14 protein-coding genes and 3 pseudogenes are annotated in these 12,664 nt (G+C 59.5%); 6 read left to right on the top strand and 11 right to left on the bottom strand.

Annotated elements, in window-relative coordinates:
• The 3 genes from SO139_RS38440 to SO139_RS38430 form a co-directional block, all read right to left on the bottom strand.
• On the bottom strand, positions 1–551 hold a 551-nt coding region (locus tag SO139_RS38440; RefSeq protein WP_498541657.1), incomplete at its 3' end, for a transposase.
• A 117-nt stretch (positions 552–668) separates the two neighbouring features.
• Positions 669–2,009 (bottom strand): LLM class flavin-dependent oxidoreductase, encoded by a 1,341-nt coding sequence (locus SO139_RS38435; protein ID WP_449384068.1) that lies wholly within the window; start codon positions 2,007–2,009, stop codon positions 669–671.
• 40 nt (positions 2,010–2,049) lie between these two features.
• A complete protein-coding gene (locus tag SO139_RS38430) occupies positions 2,050–2,385 on the bottom strand; it encodes a hypothetical protein (RefSeq protein WP_498541656.1) in 336 nt (111 codons plus the stop codon).
• A 275-nt stretch (positions 2,386–2,660) separates the two neighbouring features.
• Here SO139_RS38430 and SO139_RS38425 point away from each other — a divergent pair.
• The 5 genes and pseudogenes from SO139_RS38425 (at position 2,661) to SO139_RS38405 (ending at position 6,407) form a co-directional block, all read left to right on the top strand.
• Positions 2,661–3,590, top strand: a pseudogene (locus SO139_RS38425) (TauD/TfdA dioxygenase family protein).
• A 43-nt stretch (positions 3,591–3,633) separates the two neighbouring features.
• Complete coding sequence (locus SO139_RS38420) at positions 3,634–4,662, top strand: ABC transporter substrate-binding protein (RefSeq protein ID WP_449384071.1); 1,029 nt, start codon at positions 3,634–3,636, stop codon at positions 4,660–4,662.
• Positions 4,659–5,540 (top strand): annotated as a pseudogene (locus tag SO139_RS38415) (ABC transporter ATP-binding protein). Before SO139_RS38420 ends, SO139_RS38415 begins: the two are co-directional and overlap by 4 nt.
• A 323-nt stretch (positions 5,541–5,863) precedes the next feature.
• Complete coding sequence (locus tag SO139_RS38410; protein WP_498541655.1) at positions 5,864–6,031, top strand: hypothetical protein; 168 nt, start codon at positions 5,864–5,866, stop codon at positions 6,029–6,031.
• Positions 6,021–6,407 carry an ABC transporter permease gene (locus SO139_RS38405; protein ID WP_449384073.1) on the top strand — a complete coding sequence of 129 codons (387 nt, stop codon included), beginning with the start codon at positions 6,021–6,023 and terminating at the stop codon, positions 6,405–6,407. The genes SO139_RS38410 and SO139_RS38405 overlap by 11 nt, the downstream gene beginning before the upstream one ends.
• A 327-nt stretch (positions 6,408–6,734) precedes the next feature.
• Here SO139_RS38405 and SO139_RS38400 read toward each other — a convergent pair whose 3' ends face one another.
• From SO139_RS38400 to SO139_RS38390, 3 genes and pseudogenes are all read right to left on the bottom strand, one after another.
• Positions 6,735–7,565, bottom strand: coding sequence for a hypothetical protein (locus tag SO139_RS38400; RefSeq protein WP_449384074.1), 831 nt, complete (start codon positions 7,563–7,565; stop codon positions 6,735–6,737).
• Between the two features lie 364 nt (positions 7,566–7,929).
• Positions 7,930–8,439 (bottom strand): annotated as a pseudogene (locus tag SO139_RS38395) (HipA domain-containing protein); the annotation flags it as partial.
• Positions 8,440–8,464: 25 nt separating this feature from the next.
• On the bottom strand, positions 8,465–8,809 hold the full coding sequence (locus SO139_RS38390; RefSeq protein WP_498541654.1) for a hypothetical protein: 345 nt from the start codon (positions 8,807–8,809) through the stop codon (positions 8,465–8,467).
• A gap of 152 nt (positions 8,810–8,961) precedes the next feature.
• Here SO139_RS38390 and SO139_RS38385 point away from each other — a divergent pair, with 152 nt between their 5' ends.
• Positions 8,962–9,651 carry a hypothetical protein gene (locus SO139_RS38385; RefSeq protein WP_498541653.1) on the top strand — a complete coding sequence of 230 codons (690 nt, stop codon included), beginning with the start codon at positions 8,962–8,964 and terminating at the stop codon, positions 9,649–9,651.
• A gap of 82 nt (positions 9,652–9,733) precedes the next feature.
• On the opposite strand, the gene SO139_RS38380 is transcribed toward SO139_RS38385, so the two are convergent.
• The 5 genes from SO139_RS38380 to SO139_RS38360 form a co-directional block, all read right to left on the bottom strand.
• Positions 9,734–9,910 (bottom strand): hypothetical protein, encoded by a 177-nt coding sequence (locus SO139_RS38380; protein ID WP_498541652.1) that lies wholly within the window; start codon positions 9,908–9,910, stop codon positions 9,734–9,736.
• Positions 9,907–10,092: a hypothetical protein gene (locus tag SO139_RS38375; RefSeq protein WP_498541651.1), complete on the bottom strand. Its 186-nt coding sequence runs from the start codon at positions 10,090–10,092 to the stop codon at positions 9,907–9,909. Before SO139_RS38375 ends, SO139_RS38380 begins: the two co-directional genes overlap by 4 nt.
• Before the next feature lie 91 nt (positions 10,093–10,183).
• The gene (locus tag SO139_RS38370) at positions 10,184–10,774 is read right to left on the bottom strand and encodes a hypothetical protein (protein ID WP_498541650.1); all 591 of its coding nucleotides are present in this window, start codon (positions 10,772–10,774) and stop codon (positions 10,184–10,186) included.
• 570 nt (positions 10,775–11,344) lie between these two features.
• Positions 11,345–12,058, bottom strand: a complete 714-nt coding sequence (locus SO139_RS38365) for a hypothetical protein (protein ID WP_498541649.1) — start codon at positions 12,056–12,058, stop codon at positions 11,345–11,347.
• 193 nt (positions 12,059–12,251) lie between these two features.
• Positions 12,252–12,515, bottom strand: a complete 264-nt coding sequence (locus tag SO139_RS38360; protein WP_449384079.1) for a DUF3363 domain-containing protein — start codon at positions 12,513–12,515, stop codon at positions 12,252–12,254.
• Positions 12,516–12,664 lie beyond the last annotated feature (149 nt).

Genomic DNA, 12,664 nt, shown 5'->3' with positions numbered 1-12,664 from the left:
GGCGTTGGCGCACTTAAAGGCGAAAAAGCAGCGGTCGAGAGCGATGACCCTCGTTCAATCCCAAGGGCCCACGACCTTGTGCAGATTGAAGCCTTTAACCAGAACGTGCTGAGAGGGTAGGCTTGAAGAGCTAGTTGCCTTCCAACGACCTTGAAGGCCGCCGCTATTTGGTAGTTGTTGTTGAGGTGCCTGAAGACCGGGAAAGGGCGACCGACCGTCCGCGTCGGCGCAAAGCTCACGTGGCGTGAGGGGACGGCATCGTGGCGTTCGATGCTCGGCAGCACCAACTCACGGACCTTGGCCAACACTTGCTGGTCCGACCAGTCGCCTTGACCGACAAAATGAAACAACGACTGGTGTTGCGCTGCTGTCCGCTCAGGAGCCGTGATCGCCGCCATCGGCTCGACGCTCTTGCGATCGCAAGGCATCATCAGACCCGTGCAGTAATCGCGAAGCGGTTTGGCTCGGTCCGCGCGCCCGATCACGCTCGTAAGACCCTCGACATACGCCGAAAACCGCGACGCTACGTCCCCCGATTTTGCTAGACCCATCTCAGCCTCTCCGCATGCTGAAAAGATGAGTCTTCTCAAATATATGATTCTTCTCGGCAACGGCCGCGACACTCTGACTCAGTAAGACTAGATGCCAAACGAAGAAGAGAGAAGCGGTCATGCGGTTGCTTGGATGCGGCTGGAGAACAAGCTGTTTGGACGGTCAAGGCCGTAGTGCTCGCGCAGGGTTGTGCCCGTGTACTCGTGACGAAACAGGCCGCGTTTGCACAGGATCGGTACGACCTGCTCGGCGAACAGATCAAATCCTCCCGGCAGCCATGGTGGCATGACGTTGAAGCCATCGGCGGCGCCATTTTCGAACCAGGTCTGGATATTGTCGGCGATCTTCTCCGGCGGACCAGCGATGACCCAATGGCCGCGCGCACCGGCGAGGCGCTGCACGAGCTGACGGATCGTCGGGTTTTCGCGATCGACGATGTCGACGATGAGCTTGAAGCGGCTTGCGACGCGATGCGCACCATCGATGTCGATCAAATGGCGCGGGAAGGGGCCATCGAGATCGAAGCCGGTGAGGTCGAGCCCCGTCATCTGGCGGAGCTGGGTGAGCGAGAATTCCGGCTGAATCAGCCTATTGAACTCTTCCTGGAGGCGGTCGGCTTCCACTTGCGTGCTGGCGATGAACGGAGAGATGCCGGGCAGGATCTTGATTTGATCCGAGCTGCGGTCGAATGCGCGTGCCTGGCGCTTGATGTCGGCATAGAATTCCTGCGCGCTCGCCAACGTCTGGTGCGCGGTGAAGATCGCTTCCGCAAAGCGCGCGGCAAAGGCGCGTCCGTCCTCGGACGAGCCAGCCTGGACATAGACCGGCCGGCCCTGCGGCGTCCGCGAGATATTCAGCGGACCGCGCACGCGGAAGTGCTTTCCGATGTGGTCGATCGTGTGGATCTTGCTGGTGTCGGCGAAAATGCCGGAGACTGGGTCATTGACCAGCGCGTCGTCTTCCCAACTGTCCCACAGGGCGGTGATGACATCGAGATATTCCCGCGCCCGCTCATAGCGTTCGTGATGCGGGGGGTGCTCGGGCAGCCCGAAATTCTGGGCGGCCTGCGACGAGCTCGTCGTCACGATGTTCCATCCGGCCCGCCCGCCGCTGATGTGATCGAGCGAAGCGAACAGCCGCGCGAGGTTGTAGGGTTCGGTGTAGGTCGTCGACGCCGTCGCGATCAGGCCGATGCGCGTCGTGGCCGACGCGATCGCGGTGAGGAGCGTGATCGGCTCCAGCCGGAAGCGTTGCGCGTAACGGACGTTGTCCGATAGCACCGGGCCGTCGGCGAAGAAGACCGCGTCGAACTTGTGGGCTTCGGCGCGTTGCGCCAGCTCCTGATAGTAGGTGACGTCGAGAATGCGGTCGGTCGTCGAGGCCTTGTGACGCCAGGCGGCCTCGTGATGACCGTCCGGATAGATGAAGAAGTTCAGGGAAAGCTGCCGCTTGCTCATGGTCTGGCTCGCAAATATTGGTCGTCGTCGGATCGCGGCCTCACCGGGCGCGCGTTAAACCGGACTCTATGTCGACGCTCGCAAAGCTGTCGATGAAATGAATTTGCGTTGTTACCCGCGAAGCGAGCATGAACCCTGTGAGCTTGTCGCTGATCGGAGATGAGTGCGTTCCTGCCGATGGCGTAAGGCGAATGAATCGGGTCTTTCGCGGGTCGGTTGGCCTGATTTTCCCTATGATCGCGTGCTCGCGGCGCTCGCGCGGACGACATGATCGCAAATATTTCCATCTCCGCGTGACCAACGAAGCGATCATTTCTCGCTGCGGAAAACAAGGCTGGTTTCGTTTCATTGACTGGTCCGCGATCGCTTTTACCATCTGCAGGGTCCAAGCAAGAGTCGTTCACCATGCGGCAATCCGATCCACACGTCGTTCGCAAAGGAGCCCGGCCGATGGCGCTGTGTGCGCCGTGTCGCGCTGACGCGATGGTGGAGAGCTGTACCGCCGGGATCCGTGTGCCGCGAACGGTCTAGCCAGCAACGTGATCCCCTAGGACCAAATCCAAGAAACCACCCATCCAGTCTCCCCGCCGACCCAGCTGTACGGCGCACGGCGGAGCTTTGTTCAGAAATTCAAAACGAGAGATCACGATCATGAGCAACGCGACCACCATCGACAACGTCATTCCGCGCGCCGATATCGTCAAACGTGCCTCCCGGCTCGGCGCCGAGATTCGGAACGTCAAGCTGTCCGGCGATATGTCCGACGACCTCATTCGCGCCATCAACCGGGTGCTGCTCGAGCACAAAGTCATCTTCTTCCGCGACCAGGGGTATCTCGACGATGTCGAGCAGGAGCGATTTGCCGTCCGGCTCGGCAAGCTCGTGCCGCATCCGACTGTCGGTGCGACCAAGGGAACGTCATCGATTTTGGAACTGGACTCCGGCCGCGGCGGTGGCCGCGCCGACCAGGGGCACACGGATGTCACGTTCGTCGATGCCTATCCGAAGATCTCGGTGCTGCGCGGTGTCGTGATCCCGCCCTATGGCGGCGATACCCTGTGGTCGAACACGGCGGCCGCCTATCTCGACCTGCCGGCGCCGCTGCGCAAGCTCGCCGACGAGCTCTGGGCGATCCACAGCAACGCCTATGATTACGCCGTGAAGACGCGCGCGAGCGAAGCGGACCGCAAGCACTTCGACGAGGTGTTCACCGGCACCATCTACGAGACCGAGCATCCGGTGGTGCGGGCCCATCCCGAAACCGCCGAACGCACGCTCGTGCTCGGCAATTTCGTGCAGCGCTTCGTCGGTTTGCCGAAATATGACGGTCAGAAGCTGTTCGACCTGTTCCAGTCGCATATCACCGCACCGGAAAACACGGTGCGCTGAGCTTGGCAGGCGGGCGACGTCGCCATCTGGGACAACCGTGCGACCCAGCACTACGCGATCAACGACTACGGCGATCACCATCGCATCGTCCGCCGCGCCACCATCGATGGCGAGGTGCCGGTGAGCGTCGATGGTCGTCACAGCGTCACGCACATCAAGGCGCCAAAGCCGCAGACGGCAAAGGCTGCCTGATGAAGGCTGCTCGATCTCCGCATCATTGACAGGATTTGCCAAAATGAACGCTTTGTTTGGATTTGTTCGTGCGCGGTTGCTGCTCGCGGGCGCTCTGGCGCTGGGCCTTGCAGCTCCGGCCTTCGCCGAGCCGCCGCTCGACAAGACCGAGATCCGCTATCAGGGCTGGGCAGGGCAGGTGAGCTTCATCGAGCTCGCCGACGACCTCGGCTATCTCGCGCCGCTGAAGCTGAAATGGGTCGGTAACACCATCAGCGGTCCCCAGGACATCCAGACGGTGGTGACCGGCGATATTGACATCGGCGGCGCCTTCTACGGTGCGATCCTCAAGCTGATCGCGGCCAAGGCACCGATCAAGGCGGTGGTCGGTTATTACGGCTCCGATGCCAACACCTATTACGGCTACTACGTGAAGGACGACAGTCCGGTCAAGACGGCCCGCGACCTGATCGGCAAGAAGGTTGCCGTCAACACCCTGGGCGCGCATCTCGAGTTCGTGCTCCGCGAATATCTGGCCCGCAACGGCCTTTCCGCGAGCGAGGTCAAGCAGTTGACGCTGGTGGCGATCCCGCCGGTGAGCGGCGAGCAGGCGCTGCGCCAGGGCCAGGTCGAGGTGAGTGCGCTCAGCGGCGTGCTGCGCGACAAGGCGCTCGAGCGCGGCGGCATCCGCTCGCTGTTCAACGACACCGATCTATTCGGCCAATTTACCGGCGGTTCCTATGTCCTGCGTGACAGGTTCATCAAGGACAATCCCGACGCGTCGCGCAGGCTGGTAGAGGGCATTTCGCGCGCCATCGCTTGGGCGCAGACGACACCGCCGGAAGAGGTTCGAGCGCGCTTCGACAGGATCATCGCCGAACGCAAGCGCAATGAGGATGGCTCCTCGATCAAATATTGGAGGAGCACCGGCGTGGCGAGCAAGGGCGGCGTGATCTCCGACGCTGAAATCCAGGTGTGGATCGACTGGCTAGAGAAGGACGGCTTGTTCAAACCGGGCCAGATCAAGGCCTCCGATACCTATACCAACGCGTTCAACTATTTCCGCCCTGGCAAGACGGCGGAGGCACAATGACCCAAGTGAAAACCAACCAGGTCAAGATCAGCTTCGAGCGCGTCCGCAAGGAGTTCGTGACGCGAGGCGAGGGGGGCGGTCCGGCTGGCCGCTTCACGGCCCTGGAGGACATCGCGCTCGACGTCCGCACCGGCGAATTCCTGGCCCTGGTCGGCCCAAGCGGCTGCGGAAAATCCAGCCTCCTCGATCTGCTGGGCGGACTGACGACGCCGACCAGCCGTCGGATCCTGCTCGATGGCCAGCCGATCACGGGACCCGCGCGCGACCGCGGCATCGTGTTCCAACAATACGCGCTATTTCCCTGGCGCACTGCCGCGGAGAACGTCGAGTTCGGGCTCGACATCGCCGGGCTCAAGGCGGCGCAGCGGCGCGAGATAGCGCGGCATTTCCTCGATCTCGTCGGCCTGTCTGGCTTTGCCAGCCGCTACCCGCACGAGCTCTCCGGCGGGATGAAGTAGCGCGTCGCGATCGCGCGCAGCCTTGCCTACGATCCGGAGGTGCTGCTGATGGACGAGCTGTTTGCCGCGTTGGATGCACAGACGCGCGAGACACTGCAGACCGAGTTGCTGCGGATCTGGCGCGCGACCGGCAAGACGATCGTCTTCATCACCCATGGCATCGACGAGGCCGTGGTGCTCGGCCAGCGCGTCGCCGTGATGACCTCGCGCCCGGGCCGGATCAAGCAAATCATCGACATTCCCCACGCGCTGCGAGGCGAGGTCGATGACGTGTGCTCGCTGCCGGAGTTCGGCCATGTCAGGCACGAGGTCTGGAGCCTGCTCCGCGATGAAGTGCAGAAGGCGCAGCAGGGTCAATTGAACGGCGGCGTCGCCACGCGTCGCGTTGACCGTAACGTGAAGGAGGTTGTGCATGTCTAGCCTTGAGACGCTGACGCTGCTGGAGCTCGCGCACGGGCGTCCGAGCTCCTTGTCCGACGTGGCACGTCGTCCATCGCCGATCGTCGACCGCCTTCATGCTGCCGTGCGCTCCCTCGGTGCACTCGGGCATCGCTCGCTGCTGCTCATTGCGCTGCTGTCGGTATGGGAGGCAACCCCGCGACTCGGCTTGATCGATCCGGTGTTCCTGTCGCCGTTCTCGGAGGTGATCGCCGCGGGCTGGCAGCTCGCGCAGACCGGCGAGCTCTACGACGACGTGTCCGCAAGCCTGCTGCGTGCCCTGAGCGGATTTCTGATCGGTTGCCTTGATCATCCCGCTGGGCCTTCTCGTCGGCTGGTACGCGCGGCTCGGCGATCTCCTAAACCAGTTCATCGAGATCTGCCGCAACAACGCGCCGCTGGCGCTCCTGCCGGTGTTCATCCTGCTGCTCGGAATCGGCGAGATGTCGAAGATCACCATGGTTGATCTATAGCTGCGCTTGGCCGCTGCTGCTCAACACCATCGGTGCCGTCAAGCAGGTCGATCCACTCCTGATCAAATCGGCACGGACGATGGGCGCGAGCCCGCAGCAATTGTTCCGCAAGGTCATCCTCCCGGCGGCGCTTCCGACCATCTTCGTCGGCATTCGCCTTGCCAGCGCGTCCGCCATGCTCGTGCTGGTCGCCTCCGAGATGGTCGTTGCTAAGGCGGGGCTCGGCTATCTCATCATCAACAGCCAGTACAGCTTCCTGATCCCGCAGATGTATTTCGGCATCCTGGGCATCACGGTGATCGGGCTGGCGTTCAACGCCGTGCTCGAGGCGCTGGAGCGGCGCTTCATGCGTTGGAAGGCGCCGGTGGTGGCATGAGCCGCGGGTCCGACTGCAATCGTTCAAATGGGGAGATGTGACCAATGACCACTCAAATCCACCGCGCCGAGCGCAGGCCCGCACCAAGCGAATCGGTTGAATATGACGCCGACGTGCTGGTGCTCGGTGGCGGGCCGGCGGACACTTGGGCAGTGGTGAGCGCGGCGCGCGCGTGGTGCTCGCCGACAAGGGATTCTGCGGCACATCGGGCTTCAGGCACGAAAGCCAAATGTTCCTGCTGAACACGGTAGCCCTCCTTACGCTGACTGCATTGCGTTCTCTTTCCCGTTCAGCCCGGTGACCAGGCAAATTGTCGTGGGTTTCGCGTTACCGGCGGCTAGCCGACGCGTCATGCACGCAACGCGCCCAGTTCGAATCGTCCGCGGCCGATCGTCGAGCCCCTTGGTTGCCGCTTGGACCGGCGATGTACGGATTCGGTTCGCTGGCCGTCCGATACTCGTCCAGATTCCCACCGCGAAACAATACCTCAGTCTCTTCCATTGGTGTTTTGCTCAGTGCCACCATGAGGTCTATATCCGCATCTATTATCTCGTCCCTATCTTGGACGTCCATTCGGAGCGAAATGCTGTTGATGATCCCTTCGGGCGTCCAGATGGTCGCCCTCGGTACCGTGTAGCTATACAACGTTGTCGCGTTATTGGCGATTGCCCTCGCCCAATGGTCTCGTGAAACGACCAGTTTTGAGGCGTCCTTGACCAACGAGACGAAAGGTGAGTTCGTCAGACCGCGCATGTGTCGTCCGGCCGTGCGCGCCAGATCCAGAGGATATTGTTCCAGAGAATGGCTAACGGGAGAATGTTCGCGCGCCAGGGTACGTACGTGCGATATTGCGTTCGTCTTGTCTTCCGTGCGTGGCTTGCAATGGCTGGCATCGTTCTGAAAACGCTGCAGCTTTACATACGACGATGCCACTACGTCGTCGAAAATGCCATCGCCATCGACGCTGCTAGCCGAGGACCCTGTCGCTGTCGACCATTGAGCTGATCGCTGCCCGGCCAGCTCGATGTCGTTCCTAAGCGCCCCAACGCTCGCGCCGGTCAGTGTTGCGGCAAGCTGAGCGCGCGCCTTAACGAATGACGAGGCTCTGCACCGTTCCCCTGCCCGAATCGCGCGCGCTCTCACGTCGCCTTCCGTCACTGCCGGGGGCAATCCAACCTCGGGTGCCATCAACACAGAGGGCGAGTGTGCTGGTGAGCTGGGCTGTGGACTCGTGGTGCTCGGTTGTTGTCCCGCCGGGTCAGTTGAGTTGGTATTCACCTCGCCCCTTTTGGACATATGCACTGGCATTGTCAGGTCTCCCGTCGGCGATGCCGGATACCACCGCGCATTCGTGCTTTCCGGGGACAGCAATTTGGGTAACGCTCGTGCCATCCTCCCCAATGAGAAAGCTAATTCCGTGCCAAGGATGTCCGCCCCCTCTAAAGCGGCAGATCACACTTGAAAGAATTCGCAGCTTTGGACAGTCGCTTCCTTGATCCTGTGGTTCATGCGCTCGATCTGGTCATTGGTCTAGGGAAGCGGCCGAATCGATGTTCCTTGGATTTGCGAGCACGTTCTTTGCATTTGCAAATCGCCCCTGGTCGCCAACCTCCAGCGCTAGATCACGATGTTCCTGCGAAATAACCGGCGAGGGCGTCAGATCATAAGCTGGCGAAAGCTGCCAAGTCCGCTCTTTGGCTACCAGCGCGTGGTTGCGAAGATGATCATGCAGGTTGGAAGTCAGCGCATTGAACGTCATGCGTCGGAAAAGTTCTTTGGCATCCCTTTCAGGCTCCTCCGTGACCCGGCGCATCTCCTCTGCCATCAATACGTAGGACCAGCGGTCGCGCATCTCGACGGCTTCATCGGCTCGCAGAACGGTTAGTCCGCTAATCATCCGCGAACGCGTTATCCCTTGTCCGTCTTCGTGCGATCGAAGCGCTTGGCGAGAAACGTCCTTAGCGCCGATGCTGATAATGCGGCTCTCAACCACGCGAAGACCGCAAGCCTTGGCCAACTCAAGCATCGCGTGCTCGACGCGCGTGTTGTTCCAGCGGTCATCGGGGGCGGTTGAATTTTGCGATCCAGAGACCGTCGTCCTCTACGACAGCTTTCGGACGGGCTCCGCCCATGGAGGTGCCTAAGAGCATCAAGTCCTGAACCTGTGCGGCTTCCTCGGTTTTTACATCTTGCTCACGCATCAAGGCTTCGGCGATTTCCTGAAGCTTTGCGAGTTCGGGCGTCTTATTGAATTTGCGACGTGGTGCCGGAGGTTGTTGGCCAAGTCCAAAACCAGCGCCCCCGTCGTCGGCTGAGTTCAGGAGGTAATCGGGTTCACCTAGCTGAGGAACTCCGGCATGCTTCTCGATGATACAACGACCCCAGTAGTCACGGGTCTGCATCGCGCAACGCGCCAAAGATGCCATTCAATCGGCCTGTTTCGTAAGTCTCGCCCGATAGCTTAAGCTCGACGGGATCAATTGCGACCGCATCTCCTCGTGAGAGATACGACTTGCCGTAGACGAAGCGGCCCAATGCATTGCCACGGCGATCCTTGGCGAGCTGGAAGCGGCCGGCGGTTATCGCCGGTTTGACCGGGCAGCGTGATGTAGACGAAGCATTCGGTGTTGCCTTTAGCCTAGGCCAACCGGCCGAATGGCGAGATTTTAGAAGTTGGTTAGACGGAAACGAGCCAACAAAAGTCGCCGTTACAGGCACGTCTCTCATTGTGCAAAGCAAGCAGCTGTACGAGGCCTGGTCAAAGCAATACGGCGTCCGAAACTCCTTCTATCGCTTCACGGACGAGGTGCTAACACCTGACGCGTTGCAGCGGCTGCTCGCTGGCGTCGAATACCTGATACTCAGCAATCCTCCTACGATCACCCAACAGAATGGCGATGACGATAAAAAGAAGAGGTGGTTGTTTGAGGTGCGCAATCGCTTTACTCATGGCGCGCAGGTGAATAAAGGCTTTCATCCTGAAAGATTTGGACCGACGCCACTCGCGCGGCAAAGTAAACAATACCGGTTCGGACCCCACTCCTGGGAGGTTATTTTTGTGGAAGTTGGCCAAGGCGTGTCATTGAAGCTGTTCGGTGCGGCCTTGCCACTAAGATTAGGAGATATTCAGCCGACGCCTTTGACGTACTTAACTCCTGGTCATCAGATTTGCATTCAGGCGTTGGATCCCCCTCGGTTCTGTCGTTCATCTGGTGAAGCACCCTATTCGCTTCAAGAAATCTGAGGAAGGCGAAGTCGTGTCGGCATGGCTCCAATAGCCCTGGCGAAGGCGATGGAATACAAAAAGAGAGCGGGCTATCCGAGACTCAATCGAGCCGTTCAATGACTTCCGCCGGTACGTGCGAGGAGGCGAGCGCAAGCGACGCAGGGTAGCGGTGCACGCCTCCACGGACCCGATAGCGCCGTTGGCCGGAGTCAGCTAGCTCGACGAAGATTGCGGGAAGCGAAACGTCGTCCCGAATGCCGATCAGAATGCGTATCATTCGATCATGCCGAAAACCGTTGGCGTCGAGCGGATACCTGATCTGCGCAACGGCACTTCAATATCAACCAGTGCGATGCACTGATGCGGATCATCACAACGATAGGCGTTTCGCGCCGGCCCAAAATCCTGCACGCCGGCTTCTTCCAGCCATTCCGACGGAATTATCATGGACTCGGGCATAGCAACCTACGGGCACGGGAGTTCTTTTTTGGTGACGACAGGCATTCCACAATCCAAACCGCACATCATACAGCATGCTGGCTGTTCGTCCTCACGACCCGTCTTTGGAAAGTATGTGCGGGTCGGGTGTGAAGACGAGGGCGCCGGGCATCGCAGGTGTGTTGGGCCAAGGAAAAGCGGATTCAGGAAAAATTGGAATTGCGGAAGATTCGTTGTTGATTGCATTCGCAAGCTGGCGACCGAATGAAATGAATGCTTCCATATCGTCAGCTACTTGTCGTAGCTCGCTGAGCCTCGGAACAGCCATCACGGTATTGCCCCGCTTGGACGTCTTGAACAGCACTGTGTGTTCGCTTCCAGTCCAAGCTAGATTGGAATGCATTGAGTGATTTCGATTGTCCGTCAGAACGGCCGAACCTTTGAAAAAGTGCTCTACGAGTTCGTTGGCTTGCTCGGTCCACTCATGTCGCGGTAGCATTTGCCGCGCGAAATATTGGCAACTTGCAGTGCCAATCTTCGAGGCTATCTTTGTTGCTGCATCCACACCGCTTCCCGTCACTGTAGCCAGCATGAAGATTATCACCGACTCAAGTTCAGCGAATTTGATGCTCACGACGCCCATTGCAAATATGCTCTTGCGCGGACCTATTGGATAGGCGGGCCAACCGTCGACTGCTTCCATGCTACTGCCCGTCTGACATTTGCACTTCTTTTTCAGCGACCATACATGCCAGAAGCGCTTCACCTTTATTCCAACTCACCTTCTTTGCTTCTTCAATTCTGTCGTGGCATTTCCTGCAAATGGCCACTAAAGGTGAAATGTCGTCACCGGATAAGACCCTCGGCCGATAATCCCTGTGGTGAACTTCTGTTGCCCGCGAAGGACAACACGCGCATTCGTAGTCCGCCGCAGCCAAGACGCGCTTCCTAATTGCGCGCCATGTCGATGTCTTGTGATAAGCTTCGTAGTACCCGTCTGGCAGCCAGCCAGCGAAGGCGACTAGGAACAGGTCAGGGTCGCACCTCTTCGCATCACATCTCCAAAAGAAGCTAGCAAACGAGCGACGCTGGCTTTCGGGCCATGTAGCTGGGTAGCGATCAAAATACTCGCGACATTGCGCGTCTGTCGGCTCTGGATCGGGTGGGATAGCTGGTAGTGGCATTGTCTGCTCTGCTTTCTGCACATTCGCGGCAGCGGGATACAACTACCGCTCTGGCCGCCAACAGTGCAGCCGCATGTCGCTTCGTCGTCTCATCGCGCGTGAGCTTCCGCAATATTGGGTACAGTTTGCAGTCGCCGCCCCCTCCACGTCTTGTCAAAAAGTAGCTGGACGAACGATGCTGATGGCCACTCACGAAGTATCTGACGTCGGTCAACTCGTAAAAAGCGGTATTGATCTTCCGAGTGCAGGCGGAATACAGCGCCATTTGGCGCGGTGCTATCGATAGTTGTCAGGTCAATCGACATATCTTGCAAATCATCGACCGGAACCTTGACTTCAATTCCACGACTGAAAAATGCAGCGGTTCCTATTTGCGCTGGCCGCTCCCAAATCGAGATGCGCCCTTGGATCGCAGCGTCTCGCAGAGATTCGTCAATGTCATCCTCTAAGAGATGGTCGGCGCGACTGTCACTATAGTAGAGGCGACCGATCGACCACTTGGATCGAACATGGATGTAGCGGAATGCCTCGCGCAAATCCCAATCAGGGCTTGGATCAACGGGAAATTCATGATCCCTGACGGCTCGCCAAATTTGGGGAAGCAAGAACGTGGCGACCGAAAGTCCTGCAAAAAATGCGGCTAGCAGGGGATGTGCTGCATGAGTTGTCCACCAAGACTCGATAGGTGCGATCAACTTCAATGCCGCTCCCCAATCTTTGGGCGGAGTGAAGTCAAAGAAAAAGGATAAGACGAACCCAACTATCGGCAGCGCGCTGCCGAGATGTTTCAGCTTAAAGCGCATATGAGTGTACCTATCGGATTGTCGCCGGACGCAAGATCTGATCGGATTGCGCCGACTCACCCAGTTGCTCTCATCATAGTCCATAAGCAGCGCCAAATCTCGGCCCCCCTAGGGCGGCCGGATCGGCGCAACCGCATACGGCACCGACTTGATTGCACGTTCACTGAACCGTTTGGCAACCGCATCGCGGTCCTCACCCGATCGTCGACCGCGCCCCATCGGCGCCGGCAACGCGCTGTCTTAGAAGCGAAGCGCTCTGCTTCGATCCCGTCAATTGCACGACGAGCTCAGGCCGGCGGCGGTCCGGCCCAATTGATGGCTGCAGGCGCCGCTCAGAGGCTGCGCTACAGGCTGAGCCCCGGTTTCTTCCAAATGTCCACTCGATGCCACCGTCGTCGCGCTGAAGGCCGCTGATGTGCTGGCCAATGCGCTTCTCGAGGAGGGGTTGCCAGGGCACAAGCTGAAAGCCAATCCCCGTTGTCGATCACGGCGAAGCGCCCGCTGACGAGACTGGCGATGCCAGCGCGGTAGCCATCTATGTACTCGCCGCAAGTGCGTCGGGCCGCGCTTTCTTGCCATCTGTTGGCCACACGATCGGCCTCCTGT

The organism is Bradyrhizobium sp. UFLA05-89 (assembly GCF_059803475.1).
Note: the sequence above shows the minus strand (reverse complement) of the source record. Positions and strands in the feature narration are given on the sequence as shown.